Source organism: Coprococcus comes ATCC 27758 (assembly GCF_025149785.1).
Lineage (GTDB): Bacteria > Bacillota > Clostridia > Lachnospirales > Lachnospiraceae > Allocoprococcus > Allocoprococcus comes.
Window position 1 is genome coordinate 543706 of the sequence record NZ_CP102277.1, and the last position, 18210, is coordinate 561915.

Annotated in this window: 15 protein-coding genes and 1 tRNA gene; 11 read left to right on the plus strand and 5 right to left on the minus strand. The window is 42.2% G+C overall.

The window, feature by feature from the left end; genetic code table 11:
* Nucleotides 1-106: 106 nt before the first annotated feature.
* A complete protein-coding gene (locus tag NQ556_RS02910) occupies nt 107-1018 on the minus strand; it encodes a helix-turn-helix transcriptional regulator (protein ID WP_008372649.1) in 912 nt (303 codons plus the stop codon).
* A gap of 221 nt (nt 1019-1239) precedes the next feature.
* On the opposite strand from NQ556_RS02910, the gene NQ556_RS02915 reads away from it, so the two are divergent.
* From NQ556_RS02915 to NQ556_RS02925, 3 genes are all read left to right on the plus strand, one after another.
* The gene (locus NQ556_RS02915) at nt 1240-2610 is read left to right on the plus strand and encodes an MFS transporter (protein ID WP_008372651.1); all 1371 of its coding nucleotides are present in this window, start codon (nt 1240-1242) and stop codon (nt 2608-2610) included.
* Nucleotides 2611-2687: 77 nt separating this feature from the next.
* Nucleotides 2688-3854: a glycoside hydrolase family 5 protein gene (locus NQ556_RS02920; protein ID WP_044999026.1), complete on the plus strand. Its 1167-nt coding sequence runs from the start codon at nt 2688-2690 to the stop codon at nt 3852-3854.
* 112 nt (nt 3855-3966) lie between these two features.
* Nucleotides 3967-5616 carry a glycoside hydrolase family 43 protein gene (locus NQ556_RS02925; RefSeq protein ID WP_204575786.1) on the plus strand — a complete coding sequence of 550 codons (1650 nt, stop codon included), beginning with the start codon at nt 3967-3969 and terminating at the stop codon, nt 5614-5616.
* A 161-nt stretch (nt 5617-5777) separates the two neighbouring features.
* Here NQ556_RS02925 and NQ556_RS02930 read toward each other — a convergent pair whose 3' ends face one another.
* Both NQ556_RS02930 and NQ556_RS02935 read right to left on the minus strand, forming a co-directional pair.
* Nucleotides 5778-6713 (minus strand): Rpn family recombination-promoting nuclease/putative transposase, encoded by a 936-nt coding sequence (locus tag NQ556_RS02930; protein ID WP_173692427.1) that lies wholly within the window; start codon nt 6711-6713, stop codon nt 5778-5780.
* A gap of 171 nt (nt 6714-6884) precedes the next feature.
* Nucleotides 6885-7883 carry an N-acetylmuramoyl-L-alanine amidase gene (locus NQ556_RS02935; RefSeq protein ID WP_008372660.1) on the minus strand — a complete coding sequence of 333 codons (999 nt, stop codon included), beginning with the start codon at nt 7881-7883 and terminating at the stop codon, nt 6885-6887.
* Between the two features lie 502 nt (nt 7884-8385).
* Here NQ556_RS02935 and NQ556_RS02940 point away from each other — a divergent pair.
* The gene (locus NQ556_RS02940; protein WP_055249480.1) at nt 8386-9075 is read left to right on the plus strand and encodes a hypothetical protein; all 690 of its coding nucleotides are present in this window, start codon (nt 8386-8388) and stop codon (nt 9073-9075) included.
* A gap of 416 nt (nt 9076-9491) precedes the next feature.
* Here the strand turns inward: NQ556_RS02940 and pckA are convergent, their stop codons facing one another.
* Nucleotides 9492-11096, minus strand: coding sequence for a phosphoenolpyruvate carboxykinase (ATP) (gene pckA / locus NQ556_RS02945; protein WP_008372665.1), 1605 nt, complete (start codon nt 11094-11096; stop codon nt 9492-9494).
* A 286-nt stretch (nt 11097-11382) separates the two neighbouring features.
* The gene (locus NQ556_RS02950; protein ID WP_022219978.1) at nt 11383-12675 is read right to left on the minus strand and encodes an HlyC/CorC family transporter; all 1293 of its coding nucleotides are present in this window, start codon (nt 12673-12675) and stop codon (nt 11383-11385) included.
* Between the two features lie 288 nt (nt 12676-12963).
* Between NQ556_RS02950 and murB the strand changes: the two genes are divergently transcribed.
* The 7 genes from murB to fba all read left to right on the plus strand — a co-directional run bounded on the left by murB (nt 12964) and on the right by fba (nt 18070).
* Complete coding sequence (gene murB / locus NQ556_RS02955) at nt 12964-13875, plus strand: UDP-N-acetylmuramate dehydrogenase (RefSeq protein ID WP_008372669.1); 912 nt, start codon at nt 12964-12966, stop codon at nt 13873-13875.
* Between the two features lie 2 nt (nt 13876-13877).
* Nucleotides 13878-14759: an RNase adapter RapZ gene (gene rapZ / locus NQ556_RS02960; protein WP_008372671.1), complete on the plus strand. Its 882-nt coding sequence runs from the start codon at nt 13878-13880 to the stop codon at nt 14757-14759.
* A gap of 8 nt (nt 14760-14767) precedes the next feature.
* Nucleotides 14768-15727 (plus strand): DNA-binding protein WhiA, encoded by a 960-nt coding sequence (whiA, locus tag NQ556_RS02965; RefSeq protein WP_204575788.1) that lies wholly within the window; start codon nt 14768-14770, stop codon nt 15725-15727.
* Nucleotides 15724-15987: an HPr family phosphocarrier protein gene (locus NQ556_RS02970; RefSeq protein ID WP_008372676.1), complete on the plus strand. Its 264-nt coding sequence runs from the start codon at nt 15724-15726 to the stop codon at nt 15985-15987. Before whiA ends, NQ556_RS02970 begins: the two co-directional genes overlap by 4 nt.
* A 121-nt stretch (nt 15988-16108) precedes the next feature.
* Nucleotides 16109-17005 carry a diacylglycerol/lipid kinase family protein gene (locus tag NQ556_RS02975; protein WP_055262206.1) on the plus strand — a complete coding sequence of 299 codons (897 nt, stop codon included), beginning with the start codon at nt 16109-16111 and terminating at the stop codon, nt 17003-17005.
* An 86-nt stretch (nt 17006-17091) separates the two neighbouring features.
* Nucleotides 17092-17163 (plus strand) — tRNA-Glu (locus NQ556_RS02980).
* A 40-nt stretch (nt 17164-17203) separates the two neighbouring features.
* Nucleotides 17204-18070: a class II fructose-1,6-bisphosphate aldolase gene (gene fba / locus NQ556_RS02985; protein WP_022219974.1), complete on the plus strand. Its 867-nt coding sequence runs from the start codon at nt 17204-17206 to the stop codon at nt 18068-18070.
* The last annotated feature ends 140 nt before the right edge of the window (nt 18071-18210 follow it).

The window sequence follows — 18210 nt, forward strand, 5'->3', positions numbered from 1 at the left end:
GGGACACATGACCTCTGAGGAGGTACTAATCTATCCTTTATAATATACAAAAAAGAACAGAAAAGATTTTGGTATCTGAGAATCTTTTCTGTTCTTTTTGTTTTGATTAAGTAGCATTTCTGTTTTTCCTGACCTCGGTAGGTGTCATCTCGAAATGTTCAAAGAACATTCGGCGGAATAATTTATAATTTGTAAATCCATGGCGCTCCAAAATATCTTTGATGGAATCATCAGTCGAAAGAATATCCTGGTAAATATAAGAAAGTCTTAATTCGTTCTGATATTCTAGAAAGGTAATTCCCATACATTTTTTAAAGAAACGGCAAAAATAGCCGGATTGCAAATAGGCAACATTTGCAATTTCCTCAATACTGATATGTTGTTTATAGTTTTGACGGATGTAATTTAAGATCGTGTCAAGTCTTGCGCGGTCTTTATCTCTCTGTGTCTGATTTCCATGAACAACACGGATACTGAAATTATGATATAGCTGGAAAAGAATTTCAAAGAGCAGACTGTTGAAACGCAGGATAAAGCCTTCCGGACGGATATCATTTGCAATCTGCATCTGAACCAGCGTCTCTTTGAAGATATCGAGTTTTGTCCGGCGGACAGCACTTTCTTCCGGGTTTTCCAGATTGAATACCAGCTGGTCGGCATCCGGGAGATACAGAGAAAGAAAGGAGAGTGGTATCTGAAAGAGAATTGCTTTGTTCGGAGAGGTACACTTTGTAGAATGAATAATATCCGAATTGATCAGGATACACTCCCCGGCATGATACTCACGAACAGAAGATTCCATGATGACAGTCAGATTTCCTTCTAATAGATAAATGATCTCTATTGCATGATGTAAATGAGCCGGAACATAGCTTCCGGGATCAATAGAGGTTCGAAAATGGACACCCGTTGATTCTAAAGTAGAGATGACTTCATAAGAGAAGGAATGATTGTTTTCGTTGCTGTTGCTTTTCTTTTTGGGACTGAAAAGCAGATGAGGAGAATGCGTTGATGACATAAATTTTTTTTCCTTCCTGTTTTAGAAAACACTGATCTTACTAAAGCCAAGTATATCATAATTTTAGAGAAATAAAAAGAGAATATCGACCTATATTTTGCAGAGGATAAGACCTATTCACACCAGATGGGATATGATACTATAATAGCGTAAACAAAAGGATGTTCAGTGCGCAAAGAACAAAACGGATGAAAAAAATATGCTGAAAGAGGAATAGAGAGATGAATTCAAAGAACAAATTGACCTTTTCAAAGGTGGTGGAAAGATTTTCCTACGGATGTGGGGATTTTGGATGCAATATTATTTATACGGCGATGTCAGCTTTCTTACTGTTTTATTATACAGATTATGCAAAGGTAAGTGCACTGGCTGTTGGAACCATCATGATGGTGTCGAGAATTTTCGATGGTATCAGCGATATTATCATGGGTGTGATCGTGGATCGTACAAAATCAAGATTCGGTAAAGCAAGACCATGGCTTCTTCGTATGTGTATCCCATTTGCAATTTCAGGGATTTTACTTTTTTCTGTACCGACAAGTTGGGCGGCAACACCGAAATTAGTTTATGTCTTTATTACGTATAATCTGGTATCTACCGTTATTTATACAGCAATCAATGTACCATATTCTGCATTGAACGCACTGATGACACAGGATCCATATGAAAGATCGGTATTAAGTATTTTCAGAAACCTGCTGGCAACTGCAGGAACCCTGACGATCAATACATTTACGTTACCTTTAGTTGAAACATTTGGAAATAATGCTTCTGCATGGACAAAGACCTTCTGCGTATTCGGTCTGGTAGCCGTTGCAGCTTTCCTGATCAACTTCTTCGGAACAAAAGAACGTGTAAAACCGGCATCGGCAGGGGAAGACGGAAAGGTAGAAGATGTACCGTTTAAAGAAGGAATCAAAGCTTTATTTAAGAATAAATACTGGATCATGATGACCGGAATGCTTGCATTATTCTTCTTAATGTACTCTGTAAATGGTGGGGCAACCGTTTACTATGCAAAAGATATTTTAGGTGACAGAAATCTGGTATCAACGATCAACGGAATTTTCAATGTAGTACAGATTCTTGCAATGTTCTTCATTGCAATGCTGGTAAAACGTCTTGGTAAGAGAAATGTATTTGCAATCGGTCTGGTACTTGATATTATCGGAATGCTGCTTTTGAATTTCGTGGGTGGCTCTATGGCAGGAATCGTGGTCTCCAGTGTGATACGTGGAATCGGTAATGCATGTGGCGGAGCAACTATGTGGGCAATGGTTTCAGATACCATCGATTATGGTGAGTGGAAGACCGGATATCGTACAGAAGGTCTGGTAAACAGTGCATGCAGCTTTGGATATAAGATTGGAAATGGTATTGGTTCTGCACTTCTTGGAATGATCCTGGAGGTTGGCGGATATGTAGGAGATGCAGCTGTTCAGAGTGCATCCGCACTCCGTTCAATCGAAGTCTGCTTCGTATGGATTCCGATCGCTGTTTATGTATGTGGTCTGATCATCATGAAATTCTGGAAACTGGATAAAGAGTTCCCGCAGATCATTGCAGACTTAAAAGCACGTCAGACAAAATAAAAAAATCATTGAATGAAAAGAGGCATCGGCGAAAGGCGGGTGCCTCTGCGGATAAAGAAGTAAGAGAGGTAAGGATCATGAAAGTTAAAGGAGTCAATCTTGGAAACTGGCTGGTACTGGAAAAATGGATGAGTCCGGCGTTATTTGCAGGAACAACAGCGGAAGATGAGTACTATCTGCCGAGACAGCTTTCCAAAGAAGTGTATGAGGCAAGAATTAAGATTCACCGTTCCGAATATATTACAGAACGTGATTTTGTGACGATCAAATCGATGGGAATGGAAGCTGTCCGGATTCCGGTTCCGTATTTTATATTTGGCGACAGAGAACCATTTATCGGATGTATCGAAGAACTGGACAAGGCATTTAACTGGGCAGAAGCGTATGGCTTACAGATTCTGATCGATCTTCATACCGCTCCGCTTGGTCAGAATGGATTTGACAACGGAGGAATTTGCGGCGTATGTAAATGGTCAAAGCATCCGGAAGAGGTTGAATTTGTCCTGTCTGTACTGGAGCGTCTGGCAGAGCGTTACGGGGAAAGAAAAGGCTTATGGGGAATTGAAGTGATCAATGAACCGGTGACAGAAAATATGTGGGAAACCATGAAGGTACCGGAGAGATATCCTGCAGTTGATCCTGAGCTGGCAGAGGGTTCCGGTCCGGTGACACTTGATTTTCTCAGAGGATTTTACAAAGACGCATACGACAGAATCCGGAAATATATGCCGGAAGAGAAATATGTGGTCATTCACGACGGATTTGAACTGAAAGCATGGAAGGGCTACATGCAGGAAGAAAAGTACAAGAATGTAGTCCTGGATACCCATCAGTATCTGATGGTTGCAGAGGCAAATGGCTGCGAGCAGACAATGGAAGGATATCTGAAGTATATCAGAGAACATTTTCAGAAAGATATTCAGGAAATGGAAGAATATTTCCCGGTGATCTGCGGAGAATGGTGCCTGTTCAATTCTCTGGCTTGTGGATGGGATACCAAAGGAGGACAGTCCGTATTGAATGGTCTGGACGGGGAAGTGGAAAGCTCCGTAAGTGATGAAGAAAAGAAAAAAATCTATCAGGCAGTGGCAGAAGCGCAGCTTGCGGCATGGAATACAGGAAGCGGATATTTCTACTGGAGCTATAAGCTGCTGACCGATACGGTTAATGACAAAGGCTGGACCGGATGGGACAGCTGGGATCTTGGAAGATGTGTGGACTTTGGCTGGTTCCCGAAGGTGTAAAGGCAGAAGGATATTTGGAATCCAGAAATGTTCTGACCGATTTTAATAGCAAGGTGATAATGGGATGCCAGAGAAAAAGAGAACGGCATCTGGTCATATAGGAGGAGAAATCATGATTCATAACCCGATTTTCAAAGGATTTAACCCGGACCCGTGCATTTGCAGAAAAGGGGACGATTATTATATAGCAGTATCAACATTTGAATGGATGCCTGGAATCCCGGTTTACCATTCCAAGGATATGAAGAACTGGGAACTGTACACACATGTACTGACAGATGACGAAGAAGTCGATCTGAAAAAGCTTCCGTCAGCAAAGGGAATCTGGGCACCGTGCCTGACTTATTGCGAGCAGGAGGATCTGTTCTATGTCGTATATGGAGTGATGAATTCCATGAACGCAAGATACTTTGATGTGGACAATTATGTGATTACGGCAAAAGACATCCGCGGACCGTGGAGCAAACCGGTCTATCTGCATTCAGCAGGATTTGATGCTTCCATGTTCCACGATGATGACGGAAGAAAATGGGTAGTATCTCTGGAGTGGGAGACCCGTGAAGGCTATGAGAAGCCGGGAGCAATCTGCATGATCGAATATTCACCAGAGAAGCAGGAAGTGATCGGATATCCAAAGCGTATCTGGAACGGTGGGACCGACCGGGGATGTATCGAAGCACCACATCTGACCAAGAGAAATGGTTATTATTACATTATGTGCGCAGAAGGTGGAACCGGATACAATCACTGTGTTACCATGGGACGGTCAAAAAATGTATGGGGACCATATGAAGGCGATCCGATGAACCCAATCGTAACGAGTGTACCGGGCATATCTTATGAACGTCAGGATCCGGATCATCTGAAACCGAAATATTATAATCCGGACAGCGTTCTTCAGAAATCCGGTCATGCAAGCTATGTGGAAACTTCCCTTGGAGAAGTGTATCTTGTCCATCTGTGCGCAAGACCATTTGCACCGGAGCTGCGCTGTACACTGGGACGTGAGACTGCAATCCAGAAAATGAAGTGGACAGAAGACGGATGGCTTCGGATGTATGATGATGACAATCTTGCAAAAGAGTATGTGGAAGAGAGCGGGCTTCCGGAGTACCCGGTTCCGCAGATTCCGTCATTCGATGATTTCGATGGAGAAGAGCTTGGCAACTGGTACTATGCGCCGAGAATCATGCCGCAGAGATTTGCAGATGTGAAGGCTCGCCCGGGTTATGTGAGAATTCGCGGACAGGAATCCAGAACCTCTCTGAACAAAGTAAGTATTCTGGCAAGAAAGCTGACCAGCGTCTATGCAAGGGTGACAACCAAAATGGAATTCAAGCCGGAAACCCATCAGCACAGCGCCGGACTGATCATGTATTATGACAACATGAACTACATCAACCTTCGTAAATATTACAGCCAGACACTGGGACAGAGTGCACTTTCCATCATCCATCTGGAAAATGGAACCAAGACAGAACTTCTGAATACCCGTATTCCGGTAGAGGATGTGCCGATCTATCTGCGGCTGAATATTGAGGGGAGAAAGTCCTGGTTCGAGTGGAGCTATGACGGAGAGCAGTTTGTGAAAATCGGCGGACCATTTGATACAACAAAATTCTCGGATGAATACTGCAAATATGGTGAGTTTACAGGAACATTTGTAGGACTGACCTGCGCGGACAGAGTGCTGCATAAGCATTATGCGGACTTTGATTTCTTCGAGTATGTTGCGGATGAGGAGAAAGGGATGCCGAGATAAGTGATGAGATAGAAATATAAGTGTGTTTTTGTGAGATGATAAAAAGATCCTGCTAAAATCAAAGCTTGTTTAGGCAGTGGTTTTATACAGGATCTTTTTTAGAAAATGAGATTTTTCATTAATTACACGGTGTAATGGATAAAATAACCATAATGTGCTGATTATGCACTTTTTTCAATTTTCTCGATAATGTTATTGATTATGGAAATATCTGTTTCCAGTTCATCTGCTATCGTGTCTGGAGTTTTATTTTTGGCAAGTTTTTTTTCAACCATTTCGGTAAGCAGTTTTTCTTTTCCGGATTCTATTAATTCATCTAAAGCTGTACACATATTAAATTGACCTCCTTCTTTTTCTGACGCTGCATAGTTTATCAGTTCCTGCGAGCCGGTGATTGCGCCAATTACAATTCCTAACTCATTTGTAAGATTTTGATCTTTGTAGATACTTGTAATTTTGCCATAATTTTTGCCATAAATCAACCGGCTTACATCAAATATTGTCTGGACATCTTTATTTTTGAATTTTAGATTTTCGCTGTTTCTGAGCTGTAATAGGTTCATCTTATAATCGGGCACAAGATTCTCAAGATAGTCTGGCAGTTCCAGCATTTCTTTCAAACTGGTTGCCCCGTCCCATTCCTTTTCTCCGTAATAAATGCACAGAGTGATTACAGGATGCAGCCGGTCTGTTTTTTTGAATCTGGATAGAAATTCATCTTTTGTATTTGTGGTCTTTTCATCCAGATTCTTTTTTGCAATTTCATTATACTCTTTTAAGTATGAAAGTGCATCCTCTATCATATGTCTTAGTGGCATTGCATAGTGGATTTTCTGTTGGTTTTCAATACCCCAGATCACAAAATCCATTCCATAGGCTGTCTTTTTTACGACATCTCTCAGCCGCTGGATTGTTTCTATATGTCCGTTGAATTTCAGGACAGATGAAAGATCTACATCAGCTTCCCTGAGATCTTCCGGGTGCAGCTTTTGTTCCCCGTCAAACAAGACTGCATTGAACAAATCTGCGAAATGCGCATTGTCTTTCCAGAAATTTTTCAGGACAATATCCGCTTTCGCTGTGTTTCTCGGTGACATATCATTTTCCTCCTTTGTTTTTTGTGTTTGGTATATAAGTATAAAACCCGTTGTTATTGAAAGCAATCTCGAAAAATTTCGTTTTGAATGGAATATCTTTGGTGTCCGGGATAAGACATGAAAATATTATTTTATACTCAAAACTTTTTTGAGAATAACGAGTAAAAAGATTCAGACTTCTTCAGAAAAGCTCACGATCACAGTTGGATATCCGCTCTGTTTTAGTCTTCGTTCCATCATGGCAGCATCATTCAATACATCGAACTGACCGACCAGAACCCGGTCATACTGGCTGCTGTCATCAATCCGGGCAGGGAAATCCATTTCGGTCAGTTCATTAAGAAGCCGTCTGGCATACGCCGGATTTCGGAATGCACCGACCTGCACACTGTAGGTTACAGATGGAGAAGAATTAGGAAATTCGGAGTCTGTATTTTCATCAGACGGATTCATGTGAGCAGAGTCTGACGTACAAGGAGAATCAGGGACTGAGCCTGAATTTGTCAGGGTACCAACATCTGATTTTGCAGAACCGTCAGCAGGAGAAACGGAATCAGAAGTATCTGCATCAGAAGAAGTCCTTCCGGATTCCGATGCGGTCGAACTGTTTCTTGCGCCTTCTGGTTTCCAGAGCCCTTTTTCTTCCAGCGTATCCAGGATTCCATCTGCAATTGCCTGCGCAATATCATTGAAGTTCTTATCGAAAAGAGTGTTGTCAGAATCAGAATTGATAAAACCGACTTCGATCAGAAGCGCCGGCATTTTTGTACGGCGAAGGACAACCAGATTTGGGCGCGCCTTTACTCCGAGATCCTTGAACCCAACTGTCTCCAGCTGTGCATTGATATTTTCCGCCATCTCATATTTGATACCGGAAAGGTTATAGATCAGGCTTTCCACACCCATGTACTGATTGGCAAGAGGACTGGAATTCCGGTGGATCGATATGAAGAAATCCACACCGGCTTCGTTTGCCTCTGTTGCTTTCTGGAAAGGTGTCTCATAAATATCCGTTGTCCGTGTGTATTCCACATCAATTCCGCTGTTTTGTAAAATTTCTCCGATCGCAAGCACCAGCTTCAGTACATCATCCTTTTCCTGGCGACCATTATACACAGCTCCCGGATCACGTCCTCCGTGACCGGCATCGAGCATGATAGATACAGGCATAGATATACCTCAAAAAATGAACTTTATATAATATATGTCGGATATCCTGAAAAGTGAAAATGAGAAATCGATTAAGAAAAATATGCTACGTGCTGATTTAACAAACATTTAAACCAACCATGATAGTTCTGCACCCGTAGATTTAATACAATAAAACTGTCAAAAGAAACCCACATAAACAAAAACAGAAGGAATGACAGTTATGGCACCATTTATCATCGGAATCATCGGAGGCACCACAATCATAGCAGGCGGCACATATCTCTTAGAAAAAATAGCTGAATATATCGAACAAAACAATCAGACAAAAAGCATTTAGTTGCTCTTGATACCAGATTGCAGAAAAATAAATTGTCAGGTAGGAAATATAATGTTATGATAAATCTGTAGCGATATGCTACAGGAAAGCAATCATTAGTTTGTTGATTACGTTTCTTGTCTTTCTTGACCGGAAGAACAAGAAAAATATATTCATACATTATAGAATCGGGAGAATCAAAATATGGCAGAAAGATTAGAATTTCGTGAAAAACTTGCAGGGATCCTTACCCTGTGTGAAAGCCAAAATAACATCACAGACAAAGCCACAGTCGAAGCTTACTTCGCAGAAGACAATTTATCAGCAGAACAGATGGAGCTTGTATTTGATTATCTTCTTTCCAAGAAAGTAATCGTAAAAGGCTACGTCAAAGCCGGTGGTTCGATCAAAAATGCAGAAAACACCGAAGAACCGATCCGATATACCCAGGAAGAACAGGATTATTTAAACCTTTACGAGCAGGATCTGAAAGGATTAAGAGATGGGGATCCATTAAAAGAACTCCTACCGGCAATCCTCACCATGGCAAAAGAGATGCACAGGGCAGATATCTACATCGGAGATCTCGTCCAGGAAGGCAACATGGGACTCATGCTCGCCATGGAAGACCATGCAGATGATACTGAAGCCCTTTTAAGCATGGCAAAAGAAAGTATGCAGGCACTTCTTGAATCTCAGGAAGAGACTAAAAAACAAGATAACCGCATGGTAGAAAAAGTCAACGACCTTGATGAACAGATCAAAAAACTTTCCGATGAACTCGGCCGAAAAGTCAGCGTAGACGAGCTGGAAGAATTCGCCGGCATCACCGAAGATGAGATCAGCAACATCTTAAAACTAGCCGGTGAAGAACTTCCCCCGGAAGAGAAGTAGAAATATACTGCAGAAAAAAATTATTTTACATAAATACATGTAGTTGATATTACACTATCGTCATACTCTAAAAGTACGAAAAGAATATCTGCAACCAACAAACTTCAACAGTCAACAGAACCCACAGCCCGAAGATGGCTGTGGGTTCTGTTTCTCATAAATCATTCCATTCTGTTTTGTCTTGAAAAACCAGAGGGAGAGGTTATTGCAGCCTCTCCATCGTCCCTTCGCACAATCGAGTAAGCTGACGCCTACTCGATTGGTATACTTTGTACACCATCTCGCTTGACAGCTCGATGATGTACATTCGCCAAATGCAGATCCTTGTGCAAGCACAAATCTGCACTTGGCTCATCGTATACATAAAAAAATGGATGCAGGAGAAACTCTCCCACATCCATCTTCTAATTTCGCATTTAAGCCTGCGGTCCAGCAGATACAAGTGCTTTACCAGCAGCATTTCCTTCATATTTAGCGAAGTTCTTAACAAATCTTGCAGCAAGATCCTTAGCTTTTTCTTCCCATTCAGAAGCATCAGCATATGTGTCACGAGGATCAAGGATTCCTGAATCAACTCCCGGAAGTTCTGTAGGTACTTCGAAGTTGAAGTAAGGAATCTTCTTGGTCGGTGCATTTAAGATGTCTCCGTTCAGGATTGCATCGATGATACCACGAGTATCCTTGATAGAGATACGTTTTCCTGTTCCGTTCCATCCTGTGTTAACGAGGTAAGCTTTTGCTCCGCTCTTTTCCATCTTCTTAACAAGTTCTTCTGCATATTTTGTCGGATGCAGTTCAAGGAATGCCTGTCCAAAGCAAGCAGAGAATGTTGGTGTCGGTTCTGTGATTCCACGTTCTGTACCGGCAAGCTTAGCTGTGAATCCAGACAGGAAGTAGTACTGTGTCTGTTCCGGAGTCAGTACAGATACCGGTGGAAGTACTCCGAAAGCGTCTGCAGACAGGAAGATTACATTCTTAGCTGCCGGTGCAGAAGAAACCGGACGTACAATATTTTCAATGTGGTTAATCGGATAAGATACACGTGTATTTTCTGTTACACTCTTATCAGCGAAATCAATTTTTCCTTCTGCATCAAGAGTTACGTTCTCAAGAAGAGCGTCACGTCTGATTGCGTTGTAGATATCTGGTTCAGATTCTTTGTCAAGGTTGATAACCTTAGCGTAGCATCCACCTTCAAAGTTGAATACTCCGTTGTCATCCCAGCCGTGTTCGTCATCACCGATGAGGAGACGCTTCGGGTCTGTAGAAAGTGTAGTTTTACCTGTTCCTGAAAGACCGAAGAAGATAGCTGTGTTTTCGCCGTTCAGATCAGTGTTTGCTGAGCAGTGCATAGCAGCGATTCCCTTAAGTGGGAGGTAGTAGTTCATCATAGAGAACATACCTTTCTTCATCTCTCCGCCGTACCATGTATTAACGATAACCTGTTCTTTGCTTGTGATATTGAATAAAACAGCTGTTTCAGAGTTAAGTCCAAGTTCTTTGTAGTTTTCAACTTTTGCTTTAGAAGCGTTGTATACTACAAAGTCTGGTTCGAAGTTCTCAAGTTCTTCAGCTGTTGGTTTGATGAACATGTTTGTTACAAAATGAGCCTGCCAGGCAACTTCGACGATGAAACGGATTGCCATACGTGTATCTTTGTTAGCGCCGCAGAATGCATCTACAACATAAAGTTTCTTGTTAGAAAGTTCTTTCTTGGCGATCTCCTTTACAGCTTCCCATGCTTCCTGTGAAGCCGGATGGTTGTCATTCTTATATTCGTCTGAAGTCCACCATACAGTGTCTTTAGAGTTTTCATCAACTACGATGAATTTGTCTTTAGGGGAACGTCCGGTGTATACACCTGTCATTACGTTCACAGCACCGAGTTCGCTGACCTGACCTTTTTCAAATCCCTCAAGACCTGCTTTTGTTTCTTCTTCAAACAGTAATTCGTAAGAAGGGTTGTGCACGATTTCTGTTGTTCCAGTAATACCATACTTGCTTAAATTGATTTCTGCCATTGCAATTAACCTCTTTCTCCTAATTCTAGTTAAATGGTTAAATGATAAAAGCTGTGAGCGCAGATTTTATCATCTGATGAAGTAAAATCCTTCACCCATTTACCATAATTATACATAATTACGCAATAAAATCAATAAAAAACCAATATTTCTTAAAAAAATTGTTTAAAAAATAACGAAATCCGAAAAAGAAAAAGGCAGTCCACTTTGGACTGCCCTGAAATTATTGTATATCCTGCAAAATATAAAGAAAAAATCTGTCAGGATTTCTTCCCGGGAGGTCTGCTTAGTCGTCAGTTTCCAACGAGTCAGACGTATGTTCGCGGTAATTCTCCGGAAGATACAGATGAACTGTCTCAATCCGGTTTTTATCGAGCTTTTCTACGACCATACGGATTCCGTCTTCGGTGGAAACAGAGTCACCGGCTTTTGGAAGACGATCCAGCTTTTCGATGATAAAGCCTCCGAGAGAATCATAATCTTCCGATTCCAGATTCAGATCCAGGGAATCATTGAGATCGTCAAGATTGGTAGAACCTTCAATAATATATTCGTGTTTGCCTACCGCTTTGATATTTTCTTCTTCATTCTCATCATATTCATCGTGGATTTCGCCAACAATCTCTTCAAGGATATCTTCCAAGGTGATCAGACCGGATGTTTCACCGTATTCATCCAGGACAATTGCGATATTGAAAGAGGCCTGGCGCATTTCAACAAGAAGCTCGGAAATGCTCTTGTATTCATAAGTGAAGTAGGCTTCACGGAGAATGTCTTTAATCTGGAACTCACTTTTCTTACTGTCATAAAGAAGAAGATCTTTCATATTGATCGTTCCGACAACATTATCTTTTGTCTCCTGGTAAACCGGAAGACGGGTGAATTTGTCTTCCCGGAACAGGTCGATCAGTTCGTCGTAACTGCTGTCAATATCAGCAAAAGTTACGTTGACACGGGGAACCATGACGTCTTTGGCAATGGCATCACCGAGATCAAACACATTGTAGATCATCTCTTTTTCATCTGATTCGATCACGCCGTCCTGATGGCTGACATTTACCACACTTCGGAGTTCAGCTTCGGTCATGGTATTGTCTTTGGCATTCGGATCGATGCGAAGAAGCATCAGAAGACCGGTGGAGAGACCGTTTACAATGAAGATAAACGGAGTCATGATCTTCATGAAAATATTGATAACCGGTGCGTAGAAAAGAGACATCTTCTCAGCATGAATGGTTGCCATCGTCTTCGGAGTAATCTCTCCGAAAAGGATGATGAGAAGCGTCATAAGCCCACTTGCGATCGCGACGGCGGTTCCACCAAGGCGGTATGCGATTGTGGTGGCAAGGGAAGCTACCGCAGTATTAACAATGTTGTTGCCGATGAGGATCGCGCTAAGCATTTTACCTGAATTCTCAGTTACGGCAAGTACGGTGCTGGCACGCTTGTTACCCTCGTCTGCAAGGGCACGCATCCGGATTTTGTTGTAGGTTGTAAGTGCTGTCTCGGCTGACGAAAATATGCCGGATAAGAGCAGCAGGACTAGCAAAATAAGTATTTGCGAGACACTCGAGTCCACAGTTAAAAATCACTCCTTTTTGAAAATATTGATAAAATTTCTATGTTATGCCTTACTATATCGCATTTCACTTAATTTTGCAAGAGCGCGTTGAACTTGCATATTTTTTGGTGTATCATATGATGTAAGTGCCAAAATTTATTTTTGACACTTACGTCATATGAGGATGATATTAAAACGTGCTTTGGCACGTAGTAACTTCTATTTGGCGGGAGGTCCAATGGCAATTTCCTGTTAAATAAAAAGAGAAGAATGGCATAGAATATTTATAGATACTAGGAGAAGAGAATGGAACAGAATTTTGAGACATGTTTGTATAATGTGGTCGATGCAGCCAAAATACAGAAGGATGAACCGATGAAGAAGCATACAACCTTCCGGATCGGTGGTCCGGCAGATTATTTTATCATGCCATCGAATGAAAAGGAACTGGCAGAGACAATTCGGGTGTGCCGGGAATTTTCGATACCTATATATATAGTAGGAAATGGAAGCAACCTTCTGGTTGGAGACAAAGGCTTCAGAGGAGCGATTATCCAGCTTTATAAGAGTATGGGAACATTTCAGGTAGAAGGAAATCAGATCACGGCGCAGGCAGGATGTTCGCTTGCGCAGATTGCAAATGCAGCACTTGATGCAGCACTGACCGGATTTGAGTTCGCAGCAGGTATTCCGGGAACGCTTGGCGGAGCGGTTGTGATGAACGCCGGCGCGTATGGCGGAGAGATGAAGGATGTACTGACGAGTGTCAGGGTTATGACAGAAGAGGGCGAGATCATGGAGCTTCCGGCAGAAAAACTGGGACTCGGATACCGTACAAGCATTATCCCGGAGAAAAGATATATCGTTTTGGGTGCCGTGATTTCGCTTACAGAAGGCAAAAAAGAAGAAATAAAAGCGCAGATGGATGACCTCCGTCAGAAGCGGGTATCGAAGCAGCCGCTGGAGTATCCGAGTGCAGGCAGCACCTTTAAGCGTCCGGAAGGATATTTTGCAGGAAAACTGATCCAGGACAGTGGTCTGAAAGGATTTACAGTAGGTGGAGCACAGGTTTCTGAAAAACACAGTGGATTTGTGATCAATAAAGGAAATGCGACGGCGGCTGATGTGATGGAGCTGATCCGGCAGGTAACAGCGAAAGTGAAAGAAGATACCGGTGTTACAATGGAACCGGAAGTGAAACAAATAGGAGAATTTTAGGGATGAGATTCGTAATTGTAACGGGAATGTCCGGAGCAGGGAAAAGTACAACTTTGAAAATGATGGAAGACATGGGATATTTCTGTGTGGATAATATGCCAATTCCTTTAATGACAAAACTGACAGAACTTTTGATCGTTCCAAATGGTGAGATCACGAAAATCGCTTTGGGACTTGATATTCGCAGTGGACAGAATCTGCGTGCATTGGACCAGGTTCTGGACGAACTTGAAAAAGCCAAGATACCACTGGAGATTCTTTTCCTTGAATCGAATGATGATACACTGGTGAAAAGATATAAAGAGACAAGAAGGAACCACCCACTCTCAAAGGGCGGCAGAATTGAAAACGGGATTGCCAAAGAACGTAAGAAAATTGCCTTTTTAAAAGAAAGGGCAGATTATATCCTGGATACAAGCCGGATGCTGACCAGGGAGCTGCGCAGTGAACTGAACCGTATTTTTGCCGAGAATAAAGAATACAAGAATCTGTACATTACTGTGTTATCTTTCGGATTTAAATATGGAATTCCGAGTGATGCAGACCTGGTATTTGATGTCAGATTCCTTCCGAATCCGTATTATATTGATGAACTTCGCCCGCAGAGTGGCAATGACAAGCCGGTCAGGGATTACGTGATGAATAACGATATTTCAAAAGAATTCCTGAAGAAGCTGGTCGACATGGTTGAGTTCCTGATTCCGAACTATGTTGCAGAAGGAAAGAACCAGCTTGTGATCGCAATCGGATGTACCGGCGGAAAACACCGCTCCGTGACACTTGCCAATGAGTTGTATGAACGGCTGTCTGTGGCAGAGAAAGAGTACGGTGTAAGAAAAGAGCATCGTGATATCGAGAAAGATGCAATTATGAAAGCAAAATAGGTGATAGTATGTCTTTTTCTGGAAATATTAAAGAAGAAATATCGCGTCAGCTAAGTCCTGCAAGACATTGCCGGATTGCAGAACTTGCAGCGATCATCAGCATGTGTGGGGCTGTCATGATCGACAGCAGAGGTCATGCAGCACTTAAGATTCATACGGAAAATCTGGCAGTTGCAAGAAAAAGCTTTACTTTATTGAGAAGAACGTTTAATATAGTGGTTGATATCGCTATTCGGGTGAACCGGGAAAAAGGCAGCAGCTACTATTATATAGTTGTAAAAAAACACAAAGATGCTATCAGGGTGCTTCAGGCGGCAAAACTGCTCAATCCTTATGGAGACGTGGAAGAAGAGCTTTCTGTAGTAAAGAATGTCGTGATTCAGGAGACTTGCTGTAAGCGGTCTTTCCTGCGTGGCGTTTTTCTTGCATCGGGATCCATGAGCGACCCGGAGAAGTCCTATCATTTTGAAATTGTCTGTGCGTCGATGGGAAAAGCGCAGCAGATTCAGAAGATAATGAGATGCTTTGCTCTGGACGCAAAGATTGTATCAAGGAAGAAATCATTTGTGGTTTATCTGAAAGAAGGAGCTCAGATCGTGGATGTGCTGAATGTGATGGAGGCACATCAGTCACTGATGGAGTTGGAGAATATCCGTATATTGAAAGATATGAGGAATACGGTGAATCGAAAAGTGAACTGCGAGACTGCGAATATCAATAAAACGGTTTCCGCTGCTGTAAAGCAGATCGACGATATAAGATATATTGAGGAAACAAAAGGACTCGATAAGCTGCCGGAAGGATTGAAGGACATGGCCCTTACAAGACTTACATATCCGGAGGCATCTTTAAAAGAGTTAGGCGCACTTCTGCAAAATCCGGTAGGCAAGTCCGGAGTGAACCACAGATTGCGCAAGTTAAGTGAAATGGCGGAAGAGATAAGGGCTAAGCAAGGAGGAACATTATGATCAAAAAACCTGTTAAGATTCAATTGTCCGAGGGATTAGACGCCAGACCGATTGCACTTCTTGTTCAGGAAGCTAGTCAGTATTCAAGTTCGGTATATATCGAAGTTGACCAGAAGCAAGTCAATGCAAAGAGCATTATGGGGATGATGAGTCTGACACTGATGCCGGGAGAGGAAATCACCGTTGTTGCGAACGGAACAGATGAAAAGGAAGCAGCAGCTGGTATCGAAAGGTTTCTTGTGAACGTTAAGAACAGATAATTGCATAAAACTTTGAAGAGTCTGCCGAAAGCAGGCTCTTTATGCTATAATGCATGTATCCGTAAGGAGCTGTGGGGACAGCCCTTATAGAGAAAAGAACAGATAACAGGAGGACGGACGTATGAAAAAAGCATTGTTTATTTATAATCCGAATGCAGGAAAGGGACTTTTAAAACCGAAGCTTTCTGATATTATTGACATTATTGTAAAAGCAGGATATGAAGTGGTTGTATATCCGACGCAGAAATATAAAGACGCTTATTATAAAGTAAAGACATTTACAGAGGAGTATGACCGTGTGATCTGCAGTGGTGGTGACGGAACACTTGATGAGGTCGTAACCGGAATGATGAAGAGAGAAAAAAAGATTCCGGTCGGTTACATCCCGACAGGAACGACCAACGACTTTGCGAGCAGTCTCCATATCCCGAAGAATCTTCTCCAGGCGGCAAGTACAGCTGCAGGGGGGGAAGAGTTTCCCTGTGATATCGGACGGTTTAACGGAGATGTGTTCGTGTACATTGCAGCATTCGGACTCTTCACGGATGTATCTTATGAGACAAAGCAGGAAATGAAGAATGTTCTGGGACATCTGGCATATGTGCTGGAAGGAGCAACCAGAATTTTTGATATCCCGTCATATAAATTAAAAGTGACACATGACGGAGAAACGATTGAGGACGAATTTATTTATGGTATGGTGACGAATTCCAGATCTGTTGGCGGTTTCCGTAATATGATCGGGAAGAATGTGGTTTTTGATGACGGAGAATTTGAGGTTACCCTGATCCGGACACCGAAGAACCCGCTCGCGCTTCAGGAGATCATTGGGGCGCTTCTGAGCAGCCAGATCAATACGAAGCACATTTATTCATTTAAGACAGGTGAGATTCATTTTGAATCAGTGGAAGAGATCCCATGGACGCTGGATGGAGAGTTCGGTGGGGAACACGACAGTGTCTGCATCAAGAACGCGAAACAGGCTCTTAAAATCGTAGTTCCGGAAGAGGAACAGTAAAAAAATAAAAAAAGGTCTTGTCAAATGAAAAGAAGTACGTTATACTAAGCAAGTGAGTTAGCCAGACAGCTAATGAACATACATCTGGCCCCCTGGTCAAGCGGTCAAGACGCGACCCTCTCACGGTCGAATCAGGGGTTCGATTCCCCTGGGGGTCAGCCTATAAAAGCCTTTAACAGAGAAGTGGAGGAATACAAAATGTTAGTTTCAGCAACAGAGATGTTAAAAAAAGCAAAAGCAGGTCATTATGCAGTAGGACAGTTTAATATCAACGATCTTGAATGGACTAAAGCAGTTCTGACTGCAGCTGAGGAATTAAGATCACCGGTTATTCTTGGTGTGTCTGAAGGCGCAGGAAAGTACATGGCTGGATACAGAACAGTTGTAGGAATGGTAAATGGAATGATCAAAGAAATGGACATTTCGGTTCCGGTTGCACTTCATCTTGATCATGGTAGCTATGAAGGCTGCCTGAAATGTATAGATGCAGGATTCTCATCAGTTATGTTTGACGGATCTCATTATCCGATCGAAGAAAACATTGAGAAGACTACAGAACTTGTTAAACTTTGCCATGGAAAAGGACTTTCTATCGAAGCAGAAGTTGGTTCTATCGGTGGAGAAGAAGACGGTGTTGTAGGAATGGGCGAATGCGCAGATCCTAAGGAATGCAAGATGATTGCAGACCTTGGCGTTGATTTCCTTGCAGCAGGTATCGGTAACATTCATGGAAAATATCCGGCAAACTGGAAAGGACTCAGCTTTGAGACTCTTGCAGCAGTTCAGGAACTCACAGGAGAACTTCCGCTCGTACTTCACGGAGGTACAGGAATTCCGGATGATATGATTAAGAAAGCAATTGACCTTGGAGTTTCTAAGATCAATGTTAATACAGAATGTCAGCTGGTATTCGCAGAAGCTACCCGCAAATACATTGAAGCAGGAAAGGATCTTGAAGGAAAAGGATACGATCCACGTAAACTTCTGAAACCGGGTGCAGATGCAATCGTCGAAAAAGTAAAAGAGAAAATGATTCTGTTCGGTTCTGACGGAAAAGCTGAATAGTCTGATTTTTGATAATATCATGGACAAAGGCGTCCGAAGAAAACGGTATAAAAGGAGTTTTGCGTAAGTGCAAGACTCCTTTATTTGAATCAAAAAACGACCGTTTTGTATAAGTAGTAGAAAATGAGTAGTAGAAAAGA